The organism is Mesorhizobium sp. M1322 (assembly GCF_040318085.1).
Taxonomy (GTDB): domain Bacteria; phylum Pseudomonadota; class Alphaproteobacteria; order Rhizobiales; family Rhizobiaceae; genus Mesorhizobium.
The window spans coordinates 1-25329 of the sequence record NZ_JAMYLP010000024.1 but is presented as its reverse complement, the minus strand read 5'-3'; the positions used below and the strand labels follow the sequence as shown (position 1 = coordinate 25329).

Genomic DNA, 25329 nt, shown 5'->3' with positions numbered 1-25329 from the left:
TTGACGATCGCGCGATTTGGAGCGACCCTATCATGCAACATATGTTACATCGTACACAATACTGAAACAATTGGACTGCACCTATGACCGTCGACAGGGACGTGACCGGCCCCGGACTTATCGCGCCGACGGCAATCGCCGTTGCGCCGAATGGTGGACGGCGTGGCAAGCAAGACCACCCTGCCCTGCCGATCGGCCCCCAGGAACTGGCCCGGACCGCCGTCGCCTGCCTCGAGGCGGGCGCCGCTATGATCCACACGCATGTCCGTGATCGCGACGGCGGCCATTTGCTCGACGCGCACGCCTATCGCGAGACGACGAAAGCGATACGCGATGCGGTGGGCGAGCGGCTGATCATCCAGATCACCAGCGAAGCGGTCGGCCGACACCAGCCGGCCGAGCAGATGGCGATTGTTCGCGCTACCCGCCCTGAGGCGGTTTCGCTGGCGCTGCGCGAACTGGTGCCGGACGCTGCCCATGAGACCGCTTTCGCGAAGTTCCTGTGGTGGCTGAAGAGCGAACGGATCGCCCCTCAGATGATCCTCTACGCCCCCGAAGAGGCGTCGGCCCTAGCCGCCATGCAGCAGCGCGGGCTGGTGCCTTTCGACGACTTCCCGGTGCTCTATGTGCTCGGCCGCTACACGCCGGGACAGGTTTCGCGACCGGCCGACCTGCTTCCCTTCCTTGCGCATGATCGCCCGCGCTTCGCGCACTGGATGGTCTGCGCCTTCGGTCGGCAAGAAACCGCTTGCGTTACGGCCGGTGCGCTGCTGGGCGGTCATGCCCGCGTCGGCTTCGAGAACAATTTCACTCTGGCCGACGGCACAACCGCTAAGGACAATGCCGCGCTCGTAGCAGCGACCAAAGGTGCCCTGACTGCTTGCGGCCTCAGGACCGCCCAAGCCGACGACCTGCGCGCCGCTTGGTCGATCCAGCGTTAACCCTCGCCCGCACGCCTTGAACGGCCTCGTCGGTTCGTCACATTTGTCAAAAATCTCTCTGCTACGCTGCAACCGAACTCTTTGGATGACGTTTAAGGCTGCAATGGGCGCTGGGGAGGCTTTATGCAGACATACCTCGTCGAACAAATGGAGGGCGATGACGTGATCGCGGTGCGTATCATCAACGCGCCGAGCCCTTTCAAAGCCGCCGCCATGTCGACAGATCGACATGTTACCCTCCGAACGTGGGAAAAGGATTGGATCCGGGTAACCGACGAGAACCGAGGCAATATCTTTGCATACTGCTTTGTCTCCGACGTCGACTCCGACACCAGCGGGCGTGGTCCGACAACAGCACCAGGTAAACCAAGAAAAGCCCAAAAAACCGATCAGAGAGCCGGGTAAGCTCAAAACCACTGATCTTTGCTCCTAGCTGTATCGCGCTAATTTCCTGACGACTTCGCGACCACCGACAGCGGTGGCGCCTACTGCCACATTGCCGATTTTCGCCCAGAACCGCAAAAAACCACGAATTAAGCCAATAGCGGCGCTGCTGGTCGGTTGTCAGGCGCGCCGTGAGCCTTCCGTCGACGCGAAGCGTCCGCAGCACGAGATGACGCCAAAGTGAGCAACCGCAGCCGTCTGGCGAAGATCGCGGCATCATCAGAATGATCGATGAAAAGATTTCGGCCGGGGGCGATAAGTGGCCTTAATCATAGCGTGGGCAACTCATGTCTCCGGCATATTTGGGATCAGAAAAAGCGCGTCTGGATCTAGGGGCCGATTGTCAGCCCGCGGCCTCCCGTAGGTGGTCAAACGTCCCGGATTACGCACTTGATCAGGGCGGTCCTGTACTGCGCCCTCATCAACGTATGGGCGTCGATTTTGCGAACATTACCGTCTTCGATCACCTGAGAGACGTCACCAAGCAACATCCTAACAAACTCGCGATCAGCGACGGCACCACTCGTCTGACGTATTCCCAGCTTGTCCAAGCCGTCGAGATGCTGTCCCACCGAATTGCGGCCGTCGTTCCCACCGGACAGGCGATCGGGATCCTTCAGGCCAACTCGGCCTGGTACCCTGTGGCTATCTTGGCGAGCATGGCGGTTGGGCGGCCTTCCGTGCCACTCAACACGAAAGACCCCTACTCGCGAACCAATGAGATTGTTGTTGCGGCGCGGCTCTCGGCGGTCATAGGCGATGGCAATGTTCGCCCTGTCGGTTTGGCTCAGGATGTCCACTGGATTGATGCGACCACCAGCATCACGCCACAAGTCCAGCCGATACCCCAGTCCTGTTCGGTCTCGGTCGACGCGCCCGCGATAGTACTCTACACCTCAGGTAGCACTGGCCATCCCAAAGGCATCGTCAACAGCCAGCGCAGCCTGCTGTGGCGGGTTCAGCAATATGTCGACGCATGCCACATCAATTCGGACGATGTTTTCCTGCCCTTGACCGGGCCCGCCACGATCGCCGGTTGCCGGGAGATTCTCGCTGCCGTTCTAACCGGCGCCACCTTGCATCTCGCCGAGCTCGAAGCCATCGGCCTGCGGGCGGTCCAACGCCTGGTAGAATCCGAAGGCGTGACGGTCACCTATCTGGTGCCGGCCTTGCTTCGCGCGCTCATGGCGGACAAACCTGCTGACGCCTTCCGCTCGCTCAGAGTGGTCCGGATCGGGGGAGAGACGGTGTCATGGACCGATATCGCCCTGCTGCGCAAGGTCGTTTCGAGCACTTGCCTCATCCAGATCGGTTACTCGTCGTCCGAGACCACAGGGTCGCAATGGTTCTTGCCGCAGGACTGGCCGGAGGAAGGCGCCTCGGTTCCGGTTGGCTGGCCGCTTCCAGGAATCGCGTTCGCGATTGTCGACGAAAAGGGACGCCGCGTTCAGCCGGGCAAGAGCGGAGAGCTCCTGATAAGAAGCCCGTATGTCCTGCTTGGCCATTGGGAGAATGGCGCCGTCGTGCCGGCGGAATCGGATCCGGATTACCCGGATCTTCGGATCTTCGCGACGGGTGACCTCGTCCAACTTGACAGTCATGGCCTGCTGCGGATCGTCGGACGCAAGGGGCGCCAGATAAAGATCAATGGTCGGCGTGTCGAGCCAGCCGAACTCGAACGGGTGTTGCGTAACGCGCCTGGCGTGGAAGATGCCGTTGCTATCGTGACGGCGGCAAACGAGCTTGTTGCATTCGCCATCCCACAGCCATGGGCGGGGCCAGCCTTTTCGGACGAGCTTCGCCAGCTTGTCAGAACGAAGCTGCCGCCGCCGCTGTGTCCCTTGCGGCTCCACACGATCGCTGGGATTCCGCATCTGCCGGGCGGCAAGGTCGACATGGCTACGCTTGCGGAGATCGATCTTTCAGCCAGGAAGATCGCCCCCGCCGCGCAGCCGTCCAATACGAGCGAACTGACCGTCCATCGGATCGTGCAGCATGCCTGGAACAATATCCTTAATACACGCGTCGCCGCAGGACGCTGGGATGACGCAGGTGGAGATTCGCTGAAGCTGCTGCAATGCGTCATGGAAATCGAAAACGCCGTCGGGCAGGAACTCAGTCTCGATGGGTTCACGATCGGTATGAGCGCGGACGAAATGGTCAAGGCGGTCCTGTCGGCACAAGCTAGCGCCCTACGCACGCAAGTACAAAAGCACGACCCCCCAATTCTATTCCTGCTCCCGGGATCCGCCGGCTATGGCCCAAGCTTTGCCGCCTTTGCGTCTTCGATGGGCAAGATCGCACGAGTGGTCCCCATCAGATATCCTGCCCTGGCTATGATATTGCGCGGACCAAACACTGTCGCAAATATCGCCGAGGGCGCGGTTCAGCAGATCCGCCGCGCTCAGCCAACGGGTCCGATAAGACTTCTCGGCCATTCGCTCGGCGGCGCCGTCGCGTTCGAGGTTGCGGAGCGGCTGCTGGCCGCGGGGCGAACTGTGAAGTTCCTGGGCATCCTCGACACGAGCCTCCTTGGCGAGCGCAGCACCTATTGGGAGATGTTTGTCCGCACATATAATCGGATCCGAACCAACCGCGTCACCGCGGACCGGATGGTTTGCCGCTTCGTTGCAAAAGTCGCTGTCAAAATGGGCTTCGAGGCGCAGCTCGCCCGCATCCTCGATCGCTATGCGAAGGACGGGTTCAACACGACGAGCTTCAGGACCAAGCTGGAACTGCAGGGCCAATTGCGAGGGCGAGCCTTCTATCAGTGGTTGGCGAGACCCAGACCGACGCTGCCGATCACTGCAACCCTCTTCCGCTGCGCTCGGCCCAAAATGCCTCTGGCCATAGGGTGGGATGGCGCTTTCGTGCGTCTGGATGTGATTCCGGTCGTTGGCAGTCACTTCGATATCGTTACAGAGCCCCATCTCGCCACCAACCGCCCACTCATCGAGAAGGCGTTGGAGCAAACCTATTCTGCGGGTGAGCTTCGCAAACGGGAGTACAGACCATCGACATGATCTCACAATTCAGCACGGGCACGCTGGTGCTTGATGCTCGCGCGGAGGTCGACCGCATCGTTCAAATCCTGCGCGAGCAGGTTTTTGGCACGCTGCGGCGTCGTGGCGTGGTTGTCGGCCTCTCCGGGGGTATCGACAGCTCCGTTGTCGCATCGTTGTGCGCACGCGCGTTTGGGAAAGACAAGGTCTTGGGGATATTCATGCCGGAGCGCCATTCCTCCGGCGATTCGCTAAGGCTTGGCCGCAGCGTCGCAGCTCAGCTTGGCATCGATACGATCCTGGAAGACATAGCACCAGCACTTGAGGCCGTCGGCGCCTATCGCCGACAGATCGAAGCGATCCAGACGGTCGTTCCCCAATATGACGACGGCTGGAAATGCAAGCTCGTGCTCGCGTCGGTTCTCGAGAGCAACGGTCTCAACATTACACGCCTCACGGTTCAGGATCCCGAGGGCAAGACCGATACGGTGCGTCTGTCGCCGGCAGCCTATCTGCAGATCGTTGCTGCAACCAACTACAAGCAGCGCCTGCGCAAGATGACCGAGTACTACCATGCGGACCGCCTCAACTATGCCGTGGCAGGTACGCCAAACCGCCTGGAGCATGACCAAGGCTTTTTCGTCAAGCAGGGCGACGGAATTGCCGATCTGATGCCAATCGTCCACCTCTACAAGACCCAGGTCTACCAGCTGGCTGAATACCTTGGGGTGGATGAAGAGATCCGGCGGCGGCCGCCGACCACGGACACTTTCTCCATGGCCCAGAGTCAGGAGGAATTCTATTTCGCGCTGCCTTATCATCTGATGGATCTGTGCCTCTACGGCTTGAACCACGGAATTTCTGCCGACGAGGTCGCCGCAGCTGCCGGCCTCACCGCGGCCCAGGTTCAGAAAGTCTTCAAAGACATCGACAGCAAACGGCGTGCCGCACGCTATCTTCACGCGCGGCCGTTGCCGACCACTGCGATGGGCGAGGGCTGACCGGATGTGCGGCATCGCCGGGATCATCTCGCTAAGCGCCTACGCGGCGCCTCCTTCGCGCGAGGCACTGATGCGCATGGTGGGCGCACTCGCGCATCGCGGCCCTGACGAGCGCGGCCTTTACCGCGACAAACGCGCGGGATTGGCGCATGCCCGCCTGTCCGTCGTCGATCTCTCCACCGGCCAGCAGCCACTCGCGGACGCGGGCGACACGACGTGGATCGTCTTCAACGGCGAGATCTTCAATTACCTCGAGCTGCGTGAAAAGTTGATCGCCCTCGGCCACCGCTTCCGCACCCATAGCGACACAGAAGTCATCGTCCATGCATATCGCGCGTGGGGCGAGGCTGCCTTCGAGCGGATGAATGGGCAATGGGCGGTCGCAATCTGGGACTCCGTGGCGGGTCGTCTCGTGTTATCGCGCGATCGGTTTGGCATCTGCCCCTTGCATTTCTGCGAGCATGGCGGCCGCCTTTACTTTGCCAGCGAAGTGAAAGCCATTTTCGCGGCCGACATGGATATAACCCGTGCCTTCGATCCAGCCGGCATCGATCAGACTTTCACGCTCTGGACAGTCGTGCCGCCGCAAGGCGTATTTCAGGGGATCAGCGAACTCACCCCGGGGCATGTCCGCATTTACGACAATGGCACCGTTCGCGAGCGGGCGTTCTGGAAGCCTTGCTATCCCGAAATTTCCGATCCCCGTCGTGACGAATTCACCGGCTCGCTCGACGACGCGGTGGAGGAGGTGCGCGGCGCCCTGGAGGCTGCGACGGCGCTCAGGATCGTGCAGGCCGACGTGCCGGTCGGCTGTTATCTGTCGGGCGGGCTCGACAGCTCGCTAGTCGCCACACTGGGAAGGCGCTACGCGGGCAAGCGGTTCCAGACCTTCTCCCTGCGTTTTGCCGACGCCGAGTATGACGAGACCCGTTTCCAGCGTCTGGTCGCTGGCGCGACCGGGAGCGAGCACCATGAGGTGGTGGTTTCGCGCAGCGACATCGCCGAGATCTTTCCCGAGGTGATCTACCACACCGAGCATCCAATCCTGAGGACCGCGCCTGCGCCGCTGTTCCTGCTCTCTAGGCTGGTGCGAGAACAGGGCATCAAAGTCGTGCTGACCGGCGAAGGAGCTGACGAAATGTTCGCTGGCTATGACCTGTTCCGCGAAGGCAAGGTTCGCCGCTTTTGGGGACGCCAGCCCGCATCGACACGACGCTCACGGCTGCTGGAGCGCCTGTATCCCTATCTCAGCCGCTCGCCGGTACATCAGCAAGCAATGGCGCGCCAGTTCTTCGGGCGCGATATCCAGGCCTATGACACGCCCGGCTTTGCGCATGACACCCGCTGGCGCACCACCAGCGCCATCAAGCGATTGTTCTCCGCCGACATGCGCGCCGAGTCCGAGCGCCGCAATGCCGTGCCCGAGCTGATCGCCCGCCTGCCCGCGGAGTTTTCGCGATGGGGCTCGCTCGCGCAGGACCAGTATATCGAGATCCAGACGCTGATGTCGGGATACCTGCTTTCTTCGCAAGGGGACAGGATGCTCATGGCCCACTCCGTCGAGGGGCGCTTCCCGTTCCTGGACGATGAACTCGTGACGCTCGCGAATTCGCTTCCGGCTGCCTACAAGCTGCGCGTCCTCGACGAAAAGCACGTGTTGAAACGGGTGGCGGAACCGATCGTGCCGTCGGAAATCGTGGCCCGCAAGAAGCAGCCGTACCGGGCGCCCAACGCGCTTTGCTTCGTTGCCGACGATGCTCCGGCCTATGTCCGCGAAGCGCTTTCGGAGGCGGCGCTGCGCGAGGCGAACGTTTTCGATCCGAAGTCGGTCACGCGCCTGCTGGACAAGTGTCGAGACAGGGCGAACGGCGGCGATCTGTCCAACTCCGACAACATGGCGCTGGTCGGCGTGCTGTCGACCCAGCTCCTTTACCAGCAGTTTGTCGCAAGCCGTCCCGGTGGGGCCCGCTTAGGTGAGCTCAGCGTCGACGTTGACCGCGAGCATCGCGAAGAGGTGCTGGCATGATGCATGGCGCCGTACCACTGCTGCATGACTACCTCACCCACGCCGCCAGCCGGGTCGGTGAGAAGGTGGCACTGGTGTGCGGCGGGCAACGTGTCACCTATGGCGAGCTCGAAGCGCGCTCGAACGCCGTCGCGCAACATCTGGCCGCGGCTGGGGTTGCACGCGGCGATCGCGTGATGATCTTCGCCGACAACACTGTCGAGACGGTTGTCGCCTTCTGGGCGGTGCTCAAGGCGAACGCCGTGGTGTGCATCGTCAATCCGCTCACCAAGAGCGACAAGCTTGATTACCTGCTCAACGATTGCCGACCGACGGCATTGATCACGGACAGGCACCTGCACTCGATCTTTACAGAGCCGGCACGCAACTGCCCGTCATTGCGCCGGGTGATCGTCTCCGGGCCGATCATCGGCGCCGATCTGACAGGATTGCCGCACGCCGTGCGCTGGGACAGCGTGGTTGCCGTCGACGGCAGCGCACCGCCGTCGCGCCGCTGCATCGATATCGATCTGGCTGCCATCATCTACACATCCGGATCGACAGGCGAACCCAAGGGCGTGATGCTGACGCACAGGAACATGACTGCCGCGTGCACGTCGATCGCTTCATACCTGAAGCTGTGCGAAGACGAGGTGATCCTCAACGTCTTGCCTCTCGCCTTCGACTACGGCCTGTATCAGATGATCATGGCGTTTCGCACTGGCGGTCGGCTGGTGCTTGAACGCTCGTTCGCTTTCCCGGCGCAGATCCTCGGGTTGATCAAGCAAGAGAGGGTGACAGGTTTTCCCGGCGTGCCGACCATCTTCGCCGCACTCTCTGACCTCAAGACGCTGAAAGACCACGATCTTTCGAGCATTCGCTACGTCACGAACACTGCGGCTGCCCTGCCGCTCAAGCACATTCTCATGCTTCAGGACCTGTTTCCGGATGCGCGCATCTATTCAATGTATGGCCTCACCGAATGCAAGCGCTGCACCTACCTGCCGCCGGAAGACCTTGAGCGAAAGCCATTGAGCGTCGGGGTCGCCATCCCGAACACGGAAATGTGGATTGTCGACGAGCATGACAAGCCGGTCGGTCCTGATGTCGTTGGCCAACTCGTCATCCGCGGGGCGACGGTGATGAAGGGCTATTGGGGCAAGCCGGAAGCCACGGCCAGAAAACTCAAACCCGGCCCGTTGCCGGGCGAGCAGGTCTTGTACACCGGCGACTACTGCCGGATGGACGCGGAAGGCTACCTCTACTTCATCGGTCGCGGCGATGAGATCATAAAGTCGCGAGGAGAGAAGATAGCGCCGAAGGAGGTGGAAAACGCGCTGCTGGATATTCCGGGTGTGCGGGAAGCCGCGGTCATCGGCGTTCCGGACGAGTTGCTCGGACAAGCTGTGAAAGCCTTCGTCGTGATCGAGCAAGGAAGAATCGTCGGCGAAAGGCAGTTGCAGAAAGAATGCCAGAGACGATTGGAAAACTTCATGGTTCCGAAGTCGATCGTAATCGTACCCAGCCTACCGATGACAGACACGGGCAAACTCAAAAAAACGGCCCTGTCATGAGGCGGTTTCTGGATGAAATTAATCAGCATTCATCTTATATCGGAGGAGGATTCAATGTTGTCTACCAAGGATAGAGCCGAGACCTGCAAGGACCAGATTCGCGCTTTCCTCGCGTCGAATTTCTACATAGCCGACGCGGACGCCTTGGAGAGCGAGACGTCCCTTCTCGACCAAGGCATCGTCGACTCGACAGGGGTACTCGAGGTTATCGGCTTTATCGAGGAGACCTTCGGCATCACTGTCGAAGACAGCGAGCTCCTGCCGGAGAACCTCGATTCCATCCAAGGAATTGCGCAATATGTTCTCCGCAAGCAAAACTGATTGCCGACATCTGGCTAGAGCGGTTCATCGTTTCACGGAAACGCCGAACCGCTCTATCTCTTTGTTTTGCGCAATTCGGACGGAAAACCGTTTCACACTTTTCCTGGAATTGCTCTAGAGCTGTTTTACGCCGCCGACAGCGCCACCGAGCCTGCCGCAGTCGCGGCATGGCTCATGCTTGCGAAGTGGTATGTCCCACAACCACCCTGCCCTCGCCGGCTTCGTTCGTGACCGCGCGGATGTTCTCGTAAGTCTTGGAACGCTCCAGCAGACTGATGACCTGCCTGTCCTGGCCGAGGCCGACCTCGAAGAGCAGGATGCCTCCGCGCCGCAAGTAACGCGGCGCGTCCTTGATCACACGCATATGGATGCTCAGGCCGTAGGGGCCGGCCGCAAACGCTTCACGCGGCTCGAGCTCCGTCAGATGCGCGCGGTCGCCCTCAAGCCGCTTTTCCGAAATGTAGGGCGGATTGCAGACGATCACGTCCATCGTACCATCAAGCTCCAAGCCCGAGAAAGCACTGAACAAGTCGCCCTGAAGCACGGACACGCGATCCGCCATGCCGTGATGGGCGACGTTGCGGCGCGCGACTTCGACGCATCCATCGGTAAGATCGCTCGCCCAGACACGCGCGGTGGGAGCGTAGTGCGCGATGGCGCACGCCAGATTGCCGGCCCCGCAGCACATGTCGACGACGCGTGGCGCCGGCAGGTTCCTTTGACTCAGAACATCGAGAGCGGTCGTGCCGAGCAACTCCGTCTCCGGCCGGGGAACGAGCGCACCGGGCGCGATGAGCAACTCCAGCCCCATGAAGATGGTGCGGCCTTTGCTGTAGGCTTCGGCGACACTGATCTCTTCGCTCATGACAGACCCGCCTTCCTGACATTGCCGGTGCCGTTGTCCGACAATTCCGTCCCAATTAAGTGTATCTCAAATTCATTAAATTCTCGATGGGCAAATCGAAAAACACTCGCCGCCCTAAGGTTTGAAGACATGATGCAACAAAAGGTGATCATGAGCCCTCTCATCTGTCGCAAGATTGGGAATATTGTCCCATCATTGGAAATATCCGGGTTCCCAGCCCGGTTATCCCCAACCTTGCAAAGCCAATTCCCGAATTCTCGGTCCCGCGTCACGATTTTGCTACATTTTAATCAAAAGGCACATACGTAAGCAAAACGTAATGTTTCAGTAGCTAACGGAAAGCAGCCGCTTCCCGCAAGGCAAGAGGGTCTACCCATCATCGACATGACCAACACGTTCGCGCGGCAATTTCGCACGAAAGATCGCAGATCATGAAGTCAACGCAAGGGCGCTCGCCCGATCTACGTTCCGCTATGTTCGGCTCAATGCATGGACTGGTTGGCGTCGGCGTTTTCTCGGCAGTGATAAACGTTCTCGCCCTGACCGGCTCCGTCTACATGCTCCAGATCTACGATCGCGTGCTGCCTTCGCAGAGCATCCCGACTCTCATCGGATTTACGATCGGGATGCTTGGCCTTTACGCTGTCTATGGCCTCCTCGATTTCGTCAGGCTTCGCCTGTTGGTCCGCATCGGCAGCCGCCTGCACAGAGATCTGCAGCAAAAGGCGTTCGCTGCCTCGCTTTCCCTGCCGCTTACTGCTGGGCAGGATGCGAACCGGGTGCAGCCGCTTCGCGATCTGGACCAGTTGCGCGGATTTCTTTCCGGACTGGGACCGACGGTCGTCTTCGACGCTCCCTGGATTCCGTTTTATATGGTGGTCATCTATCTGCTGCACCCTTCGCTTGGTGTGTTGGCAACCATCGGCGCGGCTGCTGTCGTACTTTTGACGGTAGTCGCGGAAGTCGTTGCCCGCAAACCCGCCGCGCGCGCGTCTGAAACGCTCGTGGCACAGCGGCTTCTTGCCGATTCCGGCCGCCGCAATGCGGAGGTTGTCCAGGCGATGGGCCTTTCCGCCCAGCTCGGTCGGCGCTGGAATGAGATCAGCCATCTTTATCTCAAGAACCAGGAACAGCTCTCCGATGTCGTCGGCGCAGCGAGTTCATTGTCGAAGACACTCCGAATGGCCTTGCAATCCTCGGTCCTGGGGCTGGGTGCCTACCTTGTGATCGGCGGCGAGGCTTCGCCCGGCGTGATCATCGCATCGTCCATTTTGCTGGGTCGCTCATTGGCGCCGGTCGATGTGGCAATCGCAAACTGGAGAGGATTTCTGGCCACCCGGCGAAGCTACACCGATCTGGCGGCAGCGTTGGATGCTTTCGGTAGCCAGAAAGACCCTATGGAACTGCCGCGCCCACAGACACAGCTTGCGGTCGAGGAACTGACGGTCGCGCCGCCAAGTCTGCAGAGACCAACCCTCGTCAATGTAAGCTTTCGCCTGTCGAGCGGCGCGGGGTTGGCGATCGTCGGCCCGAGCGGCTCTGGCAAAACGACGCTCGTGCGTGCGTTGGTCGGGGCATGGAAGCCGCTTCGCGGAACGGTAAGGTTGGACGGCGCCTCGCTCGATCAATGGAATTCGGAGCTGCTCGGCACCCATATCGGCTACCTGCCGCAGGACGTCGAACTGTTCGACGGAACGATCGCAGACAACATTTCAAGGTTTGGCGGCAAGAGTGACGCAAAGGGCGTGCTGGCAGCCGCCAAGGCTGCGGGCGTGGACAAGATGATCATGCGGCTGCCGGAGGGTTTCCAAACGCGCATCGGTGAAGGCGGAGCGGCCCTGTCGGCTGGGCAGAGGCAGCTCGTCGGGCTCGCCAGGGCGCTTTATGGCGATCCATTCCTTGTCGTTCTCGACGAACCAAATTCCAATCTGGATGCAGATGGCGATGTTGCCCTGGCTGGGGCAATCCTGACCGTGCGCGAGCGTGGCGGCATCGCGATTGTTGTTGCGCATCGTCCGTCAGCTCTCGCCAACATCGACCAGGTGCTCGTTTTGTCGAATGGCATGCTCCATTCATTTGGCTCGCGCGAAGACGTTCTGGCAAATGTTGTCCGGCCATTCCCGCGGCAAAATAGTGTCGTCCCGTTGCAACAAGGTGCAAGTGGCCATGCGTGAGGTGTTGCTACGTCTCTTGAGGTCTTGCTCCGTGTCTGCTGTGACCCTGTCACGTCTCTTTAGGTCTGCTGTGACCCTGTCATCATTTGCTCCTGTCGCTCGCGCAAGCCAAGACGCAAGCCAAGAGACCGGGACCAATCCAATCGAAGAGCCGGATGGTATCAGGGCCAATCTGATCCTGGGACTGGCGACCACCTTGCTGTTGATCTTCGGCGGAGGGCTCTGGCTGGGGTTGACCAAGATTGCCGGCGCGGTGATTGCGCCTGCCACCGTGGTGGTCGAAAGCAATATAAAGAAAGTCCAGCATCAGACCGGCGGCACCGTCGGCGGCATCTTCGCCCAGGACGGGGACCATGTGCGTGCCGGCGATGTGTTGGTCAGGCTGAACGACACGTTGACACGAGCAAACCTGCAGATAGTAAGCGAGGATCTCGATCGCGCCACCATTCGTCTGGCGCGGCTGGAGGCCGAGCGACAGGGCCTGCCGGAAATGCAACTTCCACCCACCGTTCGAGCCCGGATGGGCGACCCGCAACTGGCGTCACTTGTCCGTGGCGAACGCGCCGTGTTCGAAAGCCGTGCCGCGGCGCTAGCTGGCCAGAAGGCACAGTTGCAAAGCCGCTCGAAGCAATTGGAACGTCAGATCGATGGCCTCAAAGCGCAGCAGGCGGCGATGGATGAGTCCTTGGACCTGCTGACGCTGAACCTTGCTGACGTCGAGTCTCTCTACTCAAAGAAGTTGGTCTCTAAAGAGAGGCTGAGCACTATCAGCTTGGAGAAGAGCCGGACTCGCGGCGAGTCAGGACGGCTTGTCGCAGCAATCGCAGAGGTTCAAGCGCGCATCAGTGAAACTGACCTGCAGGTGCTTCAGCTCGATGAGCAAATGCGGAGCGAGGTAACGAGCGAACTGCGCGAGACGGAAGCCAAGCAGACTGAACTCAATGAGCGCAAGGTCGTGGCGGAAGACGAACTCGCCAGGACAGATATTCGCGCTCCACAGTCGGGAACGGTACAAGAATCCTCAACCCACACCATCGGAGGCGTGATTGCCCCCGGAGAAGTGCTCATGATGATTGTGCCTGATGCCGACAACCTGGTCGTGGATGCGCTCGTTTCTCCAGAGCGTATCGATGATGTACGTCCTGGACAGCGGGTTTCAATTCGCTTTCCGGCTTTCGACGCAGGGACGACACCTGTTTGCCAAGGCTCGGTCAACCGCATCTCTGCAGATCTGATCAAAGATCAGCAACGCCAGCTTTCGTACTTCTCGGCACGCATCAACGTCGAAAATGCGGCGACCTGCCTGACGGGAGCGAAAATCCTCAAACCCGGCATGCCCGCCGAAGTTCACATACGCACCGACGAGCGCAATGTATGGTCCTACTTGCTGAAACCCTTTACCGACCAGGTTTCCAGAGCTTTCAGACAGTAACGCAATCGGCAATCGCGACAGAACAAGGTGCAGCAGTCTATCGGGTCGCGGCGGTCTCGAGACCGCTGCCGAACCTTACCTCTATCGTGTCACCCGGTGATACCTCGGTGTCTTCTCCGGCCGGCTGTTTGCGCCATTCCTCACCGACCTTGCGGATGATCGTGACCTGAGCCTGGATGGTCTCGCCGGCAACTGGCAGTGGCTGGGCGGACGCCCCCGTGGGCTGCAACTTTTGGCTGGCGGCGCGAAGTCTTGCGGTGATGTCGGCAAGACGCACGTTGGTATCCTTCAGCTCAGTCAAAAGAGCCATCCTTCTCAGGTTGTCATTGCGCTCGCGCTGCCTGACAAAATCATCCTGCTGGCGTCGTGTTCTCATGAGCTCAACCGACGTTTCGAGCGCCCGGCTGGAAGAGAGAATCACACCGCGCCGGACATCGGCGAGTCTATCGTTGGTCAGATTGCCTGCTTTATGCACTTTCGTTATTCGTGCCAGGTCTTCCTCGTCCGCTTTCACTGCCTCGGCTTCGGCCTTCTCGCGCTTGAGCAGCACCTCGATCTGCGCCGCAGCAGCCTTGGCACTTTGTTCAAGGTAGCTTTGCTCCTGCTGGAAGTTGTCCAGGGAAATCTTGAGCCCTTCTGCTTCAGCCTGGGTGATTGCCGAAACGAAAGCGGCCGACAAGGGTGACCCTTGTGGTGCCTTCATGTCGAAATTCGCCTGGTTCTGAAGTTCGGCGCGCAGGCGGGCGCTATGAAAATAGTCTCTGGTGTACTCCCCCCAGGCCGATTCATAGTCACGCCGCAGATCCACCGGATCTGGGCCAACCTGGTTTGCCCGCGACCGCAGGAGGCTGAAACCGCCAGACACGGCGATCGCCTGCCGCACGGTCATGAGCGGTCGGTAAGCCTGCTGCCCGGGAGTGAGTACGTCGCCGGTCACATAGATCGGGCGATACTCTGCGATCACGGCGGTGACGTCGCTCGGCTTGACGACGATCATTTGCTCCCGCCCATCGGGCAGACGCTGGTGAAATATCTTGGTAGTCAAGATCGTCTCCATGCGTGTCTGCAATTCGGCGGGAGTGAGGCCGCCGACCGAAACCATGCCGACTTCGGGAAGCGCGATCGTGCCGTCCATTTGAACCATGACACGTTGCGTCCGTTCCGGGATGGAGGCAATTCCTATCTCGACGGTATCGCCGGCGGAAAGTCGATATGCGACCCGCGTCTCCGCTGCGGCAGCCATACCCATCGCAGCCAGGATACCAAGCGCGGCAAGTAGGATTCGATTAGTGAAGACCATTGGTGACAATCTCCTTCCGGTTCAACGTCGACTCTTCCGGCCAATCGACACGGGAGACGAAGTCGTAGACTGGCCCGCCGGCCACGCCCCAGTTGCTCGACCAGATTACCTGCGAGCCGTCAGGCGACGGCGAGGCATGACTCTCGCTTCGATAGTCTAATTGAGTGCTTCTCGTTTGTGCGATGCGGCGAACCTCGCCACTGCCATCGATGCGCAGCGCGATCACTTCCTGTGCATATGGCGCCCAGTCCAGGTGAGCCGATATTTCGTCCGGATCGCCGCCATAGGTCAGGAACACCCAGCCAGGCCTGTCCAGCGCACGCAGAGATGCATGCATAGCTTCGCCATATTTCGTAAGCGGGGTGACCCTGCCGTCGGACAGCCTTCGCTTGATCACCTGAAACTTGTCCGGATCGGACTTGCTGATGCCGACATAGACTTCGCTGCCGTCTTCATCGACTGTCATATCGCCGTGTCCGGGCCGGTGATGTTCCACCCACCTTTGGAGCAAAGTGCCCTCGACACTGAAAATGAAGCCCTGTTCGACGTCTCTTGTTATCTCCTGAAGGCATAGAATGTTGGTTCCGAGCGGAGAAATCGAGCAGGCACCGTTGGTTCCGCCAATATGCTCAAGTTCGATGTCCGGGAATTTCCGCCGCCGCTTGAGATCGTAGGCAAAGACCACCGCATCACCATTCTTACGCACCGCGCGCACGGCTATGCGGTCACCGTCACGGCTTGGGTTGCCCTTGCCCGGCCCGAAATGGAAATCGTGATGCTCAGTCGAAACAAACAGGACGTCTTCGCGATTGGTCCGTGGCGCCCAGGTTGATACTTGCCGTCCCTGAACGCAGATCATCAGATCGGCGTTTTCAGGGTGCCATTCGCATTCAGTCGATCGAGCGCGTCGGAACAGCGGGGCATATGTATGCCCGTCGAAAAAGCACATGCCGCCGCTACAGCCATTGGTGATGATGAGAAGGCTCTGGTCTGAATTCCAGGCTTGAGCACTCGAATAACGGTGGCTGCAATACTTGTTCTCGCACGCGACACCATTGCCAAGCACTCCTGGCTTGGTAATGCGCGTAAACATTGTCCCAAACGCCGGATCCGTCACTGGGCGCAGATAGTCGGGCAGATCCATCATCACCGGCGCGACAAATTGTGTCTGCTCGCTGCTTTGCCGGCTTCCGGCCGCGGGCAGACCCAACGACATGGCAACGGCAATCAACAGCAGAGCCGATGCACGCTGGTAGAAGGTCATGTCATATAACCCATTTCGCGGCGTACGCGGCCTTCGCTGAGGCGCGCCTGCCACCATCCGATGGTCCGCTCCAATCCTTCCCGCAGGCTGGTCTGCGCCCGCCATCCGGTCTTCGTCTCGAGTTGCGAAGAATCGGCTAGCAAGGCACGGACTTCGGAATTCTGCGGCCGCAGACGGCGTTCGTCGCGGTGGACCGGTTTCTTGGAGCCGCTCAACTCGAGCACCAGATCCAATACGTCGGAGACCGTCACAGCGCGCTGGCTTCCGGCATTGTAGGCATGGCCGAATTCGAGCTCGGCCGAACCTGCGGTCAGGAATGCCGCCGCAGTGTCTTCCACAAAAGTAAGGTCGCGGACCGGACTTGTGTCCCCGACCATGATCGCCGGGCAATTTTTGTCGAGAGCCTGCCTTATGATGGTCGGCACGATGGCCCGCTCACTCTGACGTGGGCCGTAGGTATTGAACGGTCGCATAATCACGACGGGGACGTCGAACGACCTGGCGTAGGACTCTGCCATCATGTCCGCGCCGATCTTGGATGCCGAATATGGTGACTGGCCCTGCAGCGGATGGGATTCGCGGATAGGCATGGTCTGTGCGGTGCCATAGACCTCGCTGGTCGAGGTGTGCACCACACGCTCTGTCTCCCATTGCCGCGCCGCTTCGAGGACATTCACTGTGCCCAGGATGTTGGTCTCCACGTAGGATTGGGCGGCCGCGTATGAGTATGGAATCGCGATGAGTGCGGCGAGATGAAACACAACGGCCTGGCCACGCATGATCCGGCTCAGGAACGCGCTGTCGCGAACGTCGCCGCGGACGAGGTTCAGCTGGCTTCGAATGGTGTCCGGCAAATCATCCAGCCAACCATGACTGTCGAAGGAATTGTAGAGGGCCAGCGCCGTGACATCCGCCCCACTACGGACGAGCGCTTCTGTGAGATGCGACCCGATGAACCCATCAGCACCCGTTACCAGAACTTTCCTACCCCTGTAGTTCATGACTAAACGTACCCCCTATGACGTGAAGCGCTGACCTTGCGAATTCACCAGAGCGTGGCCATGCCAAGCATGGTCTCACATGCCGATTGGTGGCGGCGAGACCAGGCCGACCGGCGGCCGCGAGACCAAGCCGAGAACCGCCAGAAAGCCGCGCATCATCCAGATGATGTCAGCGGCTATCGTCCGCTGCGGATAGTAGGAGAGGTCGATCCTGGCCTTGGCAGGAAACAGAACCTCGCGGTAGAACAGTACCGGATCCGCGGATCGCGGATAGAATTTGGCCTCATGCCGGAAGAGAACCTGGGCCGGACCCAACAAGCCCGGCTTGTATTGCAGAACAGCCTCAAAGCCACCACGGAAACAATCGGCAAAGACAAGGCTCTCCGGCCGCGGCCCGACAATTGCCATCTCGCCTCTGAAGACATTCCACAGTTGTGGGAGCTCGTCGAACTTGGTGAGGGCGAGGAACCGACCTATTCTCGTCATGCGGCTGTCGCCGGCCATGGTCAGCGCCAAGCCACCGGGATCGCATCGCACCGCGAATTTGCGGAACTTGTACATGCGGAACGGCCGCCCCCCGGCCCCCACGCGGGTCTGCGTAAAGAAGATGGGCCGGCCGCCTTCCAGTAAGAGCGCGAGAGCGATCACCAGCATCAGCGGAGCGAAGACTATGGCGGCTGCTGTAGCGATCACGAGATCGATTGCTCGTCTCGCAAACCCATGGGCGGCGCTTGAGACAACAGATCGATGGATGGATAAATCCAAGGCATTCATGCTGCTGTTCCTGCTTGGGCGCAACTGTGGACTGCAGCGGCAAGAGCGGCCGCCACTGATTCGACGACAGGCGCGGTGATCTGGGGATGCAGTGGCACCGTGAGCTCACGCTGGGCAAAGTCCTCTGTCCGCGGCAAATATGTGCCGGGGAAAAGCTCGCGATAGAGCGTCATCTGGTGCACCGGCGGATAGTGGATGGTGGTTTGTATTCCTTGCCTGCGCAATTCATCGATGACGTCTTGCCTGTCAGCGTAACGCGGTAAAAGGACGGGCATGATATGATAGGCGGACGTCCGCGGCTCGTGGAACGGAACTGTCACGGCCGGACAATGTTTTGCGATCAGACGTCGATACAGCATGACCAGAATACGCCTGATCTCGTTCCACTCCTGCAAATTCTGCAGCTGGACCAGTCCGATTGCAGCGCGCATTTCATCCATGCGATAGTTGAATCCAAGCATGGTGACATCGTACTGCGGCGTGCGACTGTTCAGCCTCTGATGTGTTCCCGTGGTCATGCCGTGCCCACGGGCCTGGCGGATTGTCTCAAGCAGCTTGGGATCTCGGGCAATCACGGCCCCACCTTCCGCTGTGGTCATATTCTTGTTGCCATAGAAGCTGAAGGCGGCCGCGGCACCAAATGTACCTACCTCCTTCAGGCCGGGCGCATGCGCGGCATCTTCGATGATCTGCAGCCCTCGGGCACGGGCGAACCTCTGCCATTCTTCCCGATTGGCGAGATAGCCGGCGAAATGTACGAGAATGACCGCCTTGGTGCGTGTGGTGCATCGCGCTTCAGCTTCAACGATCGACATCAGCGGCACGTCGGCCGACTCGATGTCGACAAAGACCGGAGTGGCACCGACGTAGAGAACCGCGTTTGTGGTCGCCACGAAGGTCAGCGACGGGACCAGCACTTCGTCGCCTGGTCCGATACCGAGTGCATGCAGAATGAGATGAAGCGCCGCAGTACAAGAATTGACCGCGACGCAATCCTCTGCACCATGCATGTGGGCAAAAGCCTCTTCAAAGGCTCTCACCTGCTCTCCCATGGTCAGCCAGCCGCTATCGATGACCTTGGACAAAGCTGCCTTCTCCGGCACACCCAAAATTGGGGCACTGACCAAGAGCATCATAACCTCCTAGACTGTTGGACTGTGGGATCGGCTTGGCGATCTCGTCATGCGGCCGTGGCAGTGACCTCGATCGAGGCCGATTGGTCTTCCCAGGAAATGGCTTGTGCATTCTGGAAATCGTCGACGCGCCCGATATCGAGCCAGAGACCATCATGCTTGTACACGTGGACAGTTGTACCGTTCTGCATCATCTGCAGCATCAGGTCGTCAAACCCGAAGGGAATGCCAGATGGAATAAACTGCAGAACGTCTGGATTCATGCAGTAGATTCCCATGCTGACCAAGTGCGAAAGCGTCGGTTTCTCGCGAAAGACCTGCACGGTGTTGTCGACTTCATCTATGACGCCGAAGTCCATCTTGATCAGGCGGCAGGCTGTGGCGATCGTCACCGGATCGGTGTGCTTGCGGTGCGCTGCCACAAATCGACTGAGGCTTAGATCGGTAAGGACATCGCCGTTGAGGACTATGAATGGTTCTGTCAGCTCGTCTCTGATCAAGGAGAGCGGTCCGATGGTGCCGAGCGGCTCCATCTCTTGCGTGTATCGAATTTTCAGGTTCCACTGCGAGCCATCTCCGCATACGGTGCGGATTAAGTGGCCGAGATACCCGGTTGTGATGTAGACCTCTTGGATGCCATTGCGTCGCAGCCATTTCAGAAGCATCTCAAGAACCGGTCGAGCACCGATCGGCATGAGCGGTTTCGGCAAGATCGATGTGAAGGGGCGAAGGCGTGTCCCCATTCCACCACATTGAATCACTGCTTTCATCTGGTCCTCCCATGTTCACTCGACCTGAACGCCATCGTTACAGCCACAGCATCCGGAAAGCCGCGTTCTTGTTCTCTTAAAGGACCGGTGAGGTTTCCCGCCGGCCCTGATCCGGACATTGTAGCTAGATGGTATGTGGCCGTCGGGGGGGTGTCGTCGTGCATTCGAATGGTAGTGATTCAGACATTCTGGTATTCAATAACCGTGCTGATCGACGAAGGCTGGCGCCTGTCGCAGAGGCAGGCTCGGAGCTCGCTTCAGCGATCAGTTCTTAGCCGATCAGCTTGGGGCCACAAGACCGACAAACCCGAATGAGTGCTTACATGAGCCTAGCATCCATCAATCGCCGGAACGACCCACGACAACCCGGCGATTGCGCTGTATCGGCATCAACGCGAGCTGTTGGGACACGGGTCTTGGACGCCGAGAACGGATATTCGACAGGTCAGCGGGCTCCGTTCGCGGGTTTCAAAAATAAGAGGAGCGTTTCCCGTTATTTGGGATTATATTAGCAATCTGACGCTTGCGGTGTTGGGGCATCGCAGGTGTTGACTGGATGAATCGACGAGTGGTCGGCCATGACTTCAAGGCCATCACCGTTCAATCATTCCAGGATTCGTTGGGGTAGTTCAATGTATCGAATCGTCATCGCCGACGATCACGGCTTGTATCGTCGTGGCTTGCGATTGGCACTGACCGCAGGCATTCCAGGTGTGGAAATATTTGAGGCGTCGTGTTTCGATGCCGTACTCAGTCTGCTGGCGGAACAGGCGTCAGTTGATCTTGCGATCCTGGACCTGAACATGCCGGGATTGTTCAATCAGGAAGTGCTCAGCGGCATTCTGTCGGCTTATCCGGATACACGCTTCGCGATCGTTTCCGGGAATGATTCACGCTCGGAGATACTCACGGCTCTGTCGATCGGCCTTCACGGCTATATTGTAAAGTCGCAGAGAGACGAGGAGGTCGTTATGGCCGTCAACGAAATCCTCTCGGGCCGCATCTACGTCCCTGCACTTCTGTCGCGCCCCGGCGCCGCGCAAGCAACTCACGTACCTACTCCCTCCGAGCATATCCCCCACCGACGTACCACCAGTGGCAATCTTGGCAGGCTGACCTCGAGGCAAAAGGAGGTCCTCAAGCTGATGGCGGAAGGGTATTCGAATAAGGAAATTGCGCGCGATCTGGAAATCGCCGAAGCGACGACGAAAATCCATGCCGCTGCGGTTCTGCGTGAGCTTGGGGTACGGAATCGGACAGAGGCTGCCGTTATGCTGAAGACCTGGCTAACGAGGGATATCAACTAGAGCGCCGCGTCCTGTTGGGCGCGCAAGGGACGCTCTAAAACTTTGAATCTTCGCATTATGGCTTCTAGAAACGAGCCCGGTTTTTTGCGCCAATGCGTTATAGGCCGATTTCCTTGCGCGACAGCCGCAGCGAATATCGCAGCCCGTGATCCGACATTTCCAGCTTGGGCGAGTAACCGACAAGCGGCGCGCCATCCACTCCGATTATCATGGAACCGAAGCCATGACGGACAACTTTTGAAGTCCGCCGCCGCCCCGATTCCACCCACTCGAACACGATGTCACTACCTGCGTCTTCAGACGCGAACGTCCAATTTACCTCGACCCGGCCCTTTGAATCGCCAAGCGCTCCATGTTTCAAGGAATTGGTCGCAAGCTCGTGAACAACCATCCCAAAGCTTTCGGCGGCGCCGCCTGATATCACAACGGAAGGACCGCTGACCGATATGTCGCGTGTTCCCATATACGGCTGCAACTCCTGAACAACGAGATCGTGGAGCATCCCCGACGCATTGCCGTTGCGTGAAAGCAGCAGATGCGTTGCTTCGAGCGCACGAATCCGGTCGATGAGCGTCTCCTTGTATCTGGCGACATTGTTCTCGGGAACATCGACCATGTTCACCAGCGCCGTGATCACAGGGAATAAGTTGCTGAACCTGTGGCGTTGTTCGAGCATAATGCGCTCGCGCTTTTTTGCCGCGGCGCGCAGCAGCGTGGTTTGTCGTCGCTCGGTCAGGTCGGCGGCCACGCCGAGCCGCTGTAGACGATCATCGTATTTCTCTTCCCTTCCGCGCAAGGCAACCCAGCGGATATGTCCGTCCGGTCGTCGGACGCGAATCTCGACGTCGTAGTTCGTGACTGATGCGAGCTTTCTCGATGCTACCAGCTTTGGCCAGTCCGCCGGATGAACGACGGCTGACAGTTCGTCCAAACGGCGGCTAGCGGCCGGGGGCAGGCCGAGAATGTCCCAGAACGTGCCCGAGCCGGTGACGATCCCGTCTTTAAGATCGATCCGCCACGTCGCCAGGCGTCCAGCAGACAAAGCGAGATCCAGCCACTCCTTCTGAGCCCGAAGCGCTTCGTGTACGGCTCGTCGTTCCGAGATATCGTCGACCACCACGAAGATGCTCTCTGAGAGAACTCCGTCGGGCATGGATGAAGACAGGGTTAGCCGCGCCCAGAATGCCGAACCGTTCTTTCTTAACAGACGCACCTCCGAAGCGAACGAAGCAGAGTCGTTACCCAGGCCCGCCAGCAACTGCTCCAAGGCATCACGGTCGTCCGGATGAACGAGTGTCTCGAGCCGCAATTGGGCAAGCTCCTCCTCCTCGTAGCCAGTCATCTCACTGAGGCGTCTGTTGGATTGCAGCAGCTCACCTTTCTCGTTGGTGTTTGCGAATCCCATGGCGGCGCGTTCGAAAGCCCAACGGTAGCGGCTTTCGGTAGCTTCGACGGCAGCGAGTCTGGCTTCTGCTACTTCCAGCAGCTCACGTAAGTCCTGCCGCAGCCGATGAAACGTCATGGCAATCACGCCGCCCGAAACCACAAGCAGAATGGCGCGCGCCCAATCTTCGCTGGATATCTGACCATGCAGGGTGCTTCGTGCCCACAGGCCGGCAGCCACCATCAGGATTGTCGCCGCAAGCGCAGGCCCACGGTCTTCAAGGTAGGAAATGATTATAATAGCTGGAATAAATTCCAGAAAACTCGACCCTTCCCCAATATATACTGACGCTTTTGTTTCAAATATCAGTGTAGCCGCCAGTACCAATGCGGAGGCCATATGAGTTAGCAGTCTGCCTGATGGGTTCGAATCCGACCTGCGCGACTGCGAGTTCATGGGCGTAGACTACAACCTTTTGACTAGGCCGTCGAGACTAGAGCAAAAAACGTACAACCTAGTCCAACTGCCGGATTGCCATACCACTATCCCAGCGCGCATTTTATCAGACGGGGGGAGGCATGACTTGGTCAGAACTCCTCAGAATATATCGAGTTTCAACGTAATAGGGCCCGTATTTGCGAGCCCTATGCATACAAGACTGTTTGTAAATCCCGAACAACTTATTTCGGGCCGTGAAACTTTGGGGAGCTTGAAAAATGACTCTGATCGATAGACACAGCGATGTCGTTGCGGGCAAACGATACATTACAATCGAGGCCAAGTATAATCCCGACGCGCAGATGATGCGACCCACATATGCCTATCCTTTAGCTCGTGCATCAGATCGACCGGACGCGGGGGTCGACGAACCAAGAAGACGCAGCCTGGAATCCATCACCGGCATGCTTGACCGCATCGGCTGTGGTTATCTCGTACTGAACCGCGAAAGAAAAGTAGTCGAATGGAACGCAGCCGCTCAAACCACGCTGGAGCGCCAGGGCGAAGCGGCTGATACAGCCAGTGAACTTTCGATAGCCTTAAGACGACTGATCGCAAATGTTCCGGCTAATTTCCTGCCGGGTTCACTGTCTTGGGTGGTGATCCGCAGCAGAGGCGACAGGCCAGTGATACTGAAAGAGAACGGCCTTGTCGCTCCTGACGGAACGAGCATTGTGGCATTGCTGGACCGTGAGAACAGGTCGGGGCCAAATCCTCAGACGTTGCAAAAGATGTTTGGCTTGACGAGCGCGGAAACGCACCTTGCGCTGCGCTTGGCTCAGGGCGATGCGCCGTTGGAGATCGCCCGCAGTTGGCGCCTCAGCCGCACCACGATCCGCTCCCAGCTTGCTTCGCTGTTCGCCAAAACCGAAACGAGACGTCAGGCGGAACTGGTGGCTCTTCTGGGCCGCATTTCGGTCTTGCCATAAAGGCCGCCGCCTAGAGCATGTTCCATCCCGATAGAATCGGGATGGAACTCTAATTTTATTTTTACCATGATCGTCCCGAAAACCGGTTTCCACTTTTCTGGATCCGGGCGCCGCCTCCACCAGGATTCAGGCAACCGGAATTTGGAACTGTTCCATGTAGGTTGCCCTTCGAATTCGGTTTGAACGTGTTATCCCGTTAGAGACCCCGTCGCTGACGCTTGGGGCCAACAGTTGCACTGCTGCCATGCCAAAAAGTTGACTGATTTCAAGTTCCTTGCGAGCAGGATCTGAAAAGAAAAAGGTCAGAGCGGCGGATCATGCCAAACAGTGTCGCCGCCGCCGGCGACCTTTGCAGAGCAAACCTGACTACAGCGCAATCGACAACTGCGCCCAAGCTGGTCAACCCCGCACCACCGATGTAGATCAAAGAGCGAAGATGGCTGGCGCAGCCAAAGCTCCGGCCCATGTCTCCATTGTGGGGCAAAACTACATCCGCTGGAGCAATGGCGGCCGCGGAGACTCGGGTGGACTTCGGATCGCTATATCGCTTGCGTCAGCGTCGAGCCTTTCATGGCCGCGTTTAGCCGCGTTTGGCCGCTGGTCCACCTCCGGTATGCAATATCTTCGAGATTATCTCCTGCTCGACTGACTGAATGCTCTCTAACGATGATTGGTTGTTGAGCGTTTCGATTGGAATTATTCTTCGATTCGATTGCATGAGGATGTCATTTATGGTTTGAAACATCCCAAAAGCGCGCATGCTCGTATCGAAATCTGGCTCGAAAATTCGCTCTGCAGGCGGTTCATGCTCCATCCGCTGCAGCAAGCGTGTCTCCACGATCGCTTGTGGCACCACAACTCGGAGCGTGATATCGGCGACTGGCGCTAGGCTGAGCGCCTTTGCAAGCGCGACATTGTCTGCGGTTCCGTTGGACATTGCGAGCGACGCAATCGCTTGGACATAGCCCTGATCGAATATTTCTACATCTCTAGATTGCTTCGCTTGATCCCACCAGCGCGAAAGCTTCAATAGATATTGCCAGAGCCGGGCACGCCATATTCGTTTTTTTGGCGGAAGCATTCTGATCATGGAAAGGGACGTCGAAAGATATATTGTAAGCGCTGTTCTCAGGCCACGGCCCTGAGTTCGGGAGCCGGGATGTAGGCCCAGGGCAGCAGGTCGTCGATCTGGCTGTTCGGGTGGCCATTG

At 59.0% G+C, this 25329-nt stretch carries 20 protein-coding genes; 11 read left to right on the top strand and 9 right to left on the bottom strand.

The features are described 5' to 3' along the window. The first annotated feature begins 83 nt into the window (after window positions 1–83). The 7 genes from NKH12_RS11905 (at window position 84) to NKH12_RS11875 (ending at window position 9288) form a co-directional block, all read left to right on the top strand. The gene (locus NKH12_RS11905) at window positions 84–941 is read left to right on the top strand and encodes a beta-keto acid cleavage family enzyme (protein WP_352953283.1); all 858 of its coding nucleotides are present in this window, start codon (window positions 84–86) and stop codon (window positions 939–941) included. Window positions 942–1064: 123 nt separating this feature from the next. Continuing rightward, window positions 1065–1346: a hypothetical protein gene (locus NKH12_RS11900; protein WP_352953282.1), complete on the top strand. Its 282-nt coding sequence runs from the start codon at window positions 1065–1067 to the stop codon at window positions 1344–1346. Between the two features lie 326 nt (window positions 1347–1672). Next, a complete protein-coding gene (locus NKH12_RS11895) occupies window positions 1673–4408 on the top strand; it encodes an AMP-binding protein (RefSeq protein ID WP_502910781.1) in 2736 nt (911 codons plus the stop codon). Next, on the top strand, window positions 4405–5388 hold the full coding sequence (gene nadE, locus NKH12_RS11890) for an NAD(+) synthase (protein WP_352953280.1): 984 nt from the start codon (window positions 4405–4407) through the stop codon (window positions 5386–5388). The genes NKH12_RS11895 and nadE overlap by 4 nt, the downstream gene beginning before the upstream one ends. A gap of 4 nt (window positions 5389–5392) precedes the next feature. After that, on the top strand, window positions 5393–7414 hold the full coding sequence (gene asnB / locus NKH12_RS11885) for an asparagine synthase (glutamine-hydrolyzing) (RefSeq protein ID WP_352953279.1): 2022 nt from the start codon (window positions 5393–5395) through the stop codon (window positions 7412–7414). Further along, a complete protein-coding gene (locus NKH12_RS11880; RefSeq protein WP_352953278.1) occupies window positions 7411–8967 on the top strand; it encodes a class I adenylate-forming enzyme family protein in 1557 nt (518 codons plus the stop codon). The genes asnB and NKH12_RS11880 overlap by 4 nt, the downstream gene beginning before the upstream one ends. Before the next feature lie 54 nt (window positions 8968–9021). Continuing rightward, a complete protein-coding gene (locus NKH12_RS11875) occupies window positions 9022–9288 on the top strand; it encodes an acyl carrier protein (protein WP_352953277.1) in 267 nt (88 codons plus the stop codon). Window positions 9289–9460: 172 nt separating this feature from the next. On the opposite strand, the gene NKH12_RS11870 is transcribed toward NKH12_RS11875, so the two are convergent. Then, window positions 9461–10153 (bottom strand): N5-glutamine methyltransferase family protein, encoded by a 693-nt coding sequence (locus NKH12_RS11870; RefSeq protein WP_352953276.1) that lies wholly within the window; start codon window positions 10151–10153, stop codon window positions 9461–9463. A gap of 431 nt (window positions 10154–10584) precedes the next feature. Here NKH12_RS11870 and NKH12_RS11865 point away from each other — a divergent pair, with 431 nt between their 5' ends. Both NKH12_RS11865 and NKH12_RS11860 read left to right on the top strand, forming a co-directional pair. Further along, a complete protein-coding gene (locus tag NKH12_RS11865) occupies window positions 10585–12327 on the top strand; it encodes a type I secretion system permease/ATPase (protein WP_352953275.1) in 1743 nt (580 codons plus the stop codon). A 76-nt stretch (window positions 12328–12403) separates the two neighbouring features. Continuing rightward, window positions 12404–13759: an HlyD family type I secretion periplasmic adaptor subunit gene (locus NKH12_RS11860; protein WP_352953324.1), complete on the top strand. Its 1356-nt coding sequence runs from the start codon at window positions 12404–12406 to the stop codon at window positions 13757–13759. Window positions 13760–13796: 37 nt separating this feature from the next. Here NKH12_RS11860 and NKH12_RS11855 read toward each other — a convergent pair whose 3' ends face one another. The 6 genes from NKH12_RS11855 to NKH12_RS11830 form a co-directional block, all read right to left on the bottom strand. Further along, window positions 13797–15059: a polysaccharide biosynthesis/export family protein gene (locus NKH12_RS11855; RefSeq protein ID WP_352953274.1), complete on the bottom strand. Its 1263-nt coding sequence runs from the start codon at window positions 15057–15059 to the stop codon at window positions 13797–13799. Continuing rightward, window positions 15046–16323, bottom strand: a complete 1278-nt coding sequence (locus NKH12_RS11850; protein WP_352953273.1) for a hypothetical protein — start codon at window positions 16321–16323, stop codon at window positions 15046–15048. The genes NKH12_RS11855 and NKH12_RS11850 overlap by 14 nt, the downstream gene beginning before the upstream one ends. Beyond that, a complete protein-coding gene (locus tag NKH12_RS11845) occupies window positions 16320–17324 on the bottom strand; it encodes an SDR family NAD(P)-dependent oxidoreductase (protein ID WP_352953272.1) in 1005 nt (334 codons plus the stop codon). Before NKH12_RS11845 ends, NKH12_RS11850 begins: the two co-directional genes overlap by 4 nt. A gap of 75 nt (window positions 17325–17399) precedes the next feature. Continuing rightward, on the bottom strand, window positions 17400–18098 hold the full coding sequence (locus NKH12_RS11840) for a sugar transferase (protein ID WP_127208687.1): 699 nt from the start codon (window positions 18096–18098) through the stop codon (window positions 17400–17402). Next, window positions 18095–19231: a DegT/DnrJ/EryC1/StrS family aminotransferase gene (locus NKH12_RS11835; protein ID WP_352953323.1), complete on the bottom strand. Its 1137-nt coding sequence runs from the start codon at window positions 19229–19231 to the stop codon at window positions 18095–18097. Before NKH12_RS11835 ends, NKH12_RS11840 begins: the two co-directional genes overlap by 4 nt. Window positions 19232–19278: 47 nt before the next feature. Further along, window positions 19279–20001: a nucleotidyltransferase family protein gene (locus NKH12_RS11830; protein WP_352953271.1), complete on the bottom strand. Its 723-nt coding sequence runs from the start codon at window positions 19999–20001 to the stop codon at window positions 19279–19281. 632 nt (window positions 20002–20633) lie between these two features. Here NKH12_RS11830 and NKH12_RS11825 point away from each other — a divergent pair. Then, on the top strand, window positions 20634–21308 hold the full coding sequence (locus tag NKH12_RS11825) for a LuxR C-terminal-related transcriptional regulator (protein ID WP_352953270.1): 675 nt from the start codon (window positions 20634–20636) through the stop codon (window positions 21306–21308). A 97-nt stretch (window positions 21309–21405) separates the two neighbouring features. On the opposite strand, the gene NKH12_RS11820 is transcribed toward NKH12_RS11825, so the two are convergent. Then, the gene (locus NKH12_RS11820) at window positions 21406–23091 is read right to left on the bottom strand and encodes a PAS domain S-box protein (protein WP_352953269.1); all 1686 of its coding nucleotides are present in this window, start codon (window positions 23089–23091) and stop codon (window positions 21406–21408) included. A gap of 317 nt (window positions 23092–23408) precedes the next feature. On the opposite strand from NKH12_RS11820, the gene NKH12_RS11815 reads away from it, so the two are divergent. Next, window positions 23409–24119, top strand: a complete 711-nt coding sequence (locus NKH12_RS11815) for a helix-turn-helix transcriptional regulator (protein WP_352953268.1) — start codon at window positions 23409–23411, stop codon at window positions 24117–24119. Window positions 24120–24699: 580 nt separating this feature from the next. On the opposite strand, the gene NKH12_RS11810 is transcribed toward NKH12_RS11815, so the two are convergent. Further along, a complete protein-coding gene (locus tag NKH12_RS11810; protein ID WP_352953267.1) occupies window positions 24700–25209 on the bottom strand; it encodes a hypothetical protein in 510 nt (169 codons plus the stop codon). Window positions 25210–25329: the final 120 nt, after the last annotated feature.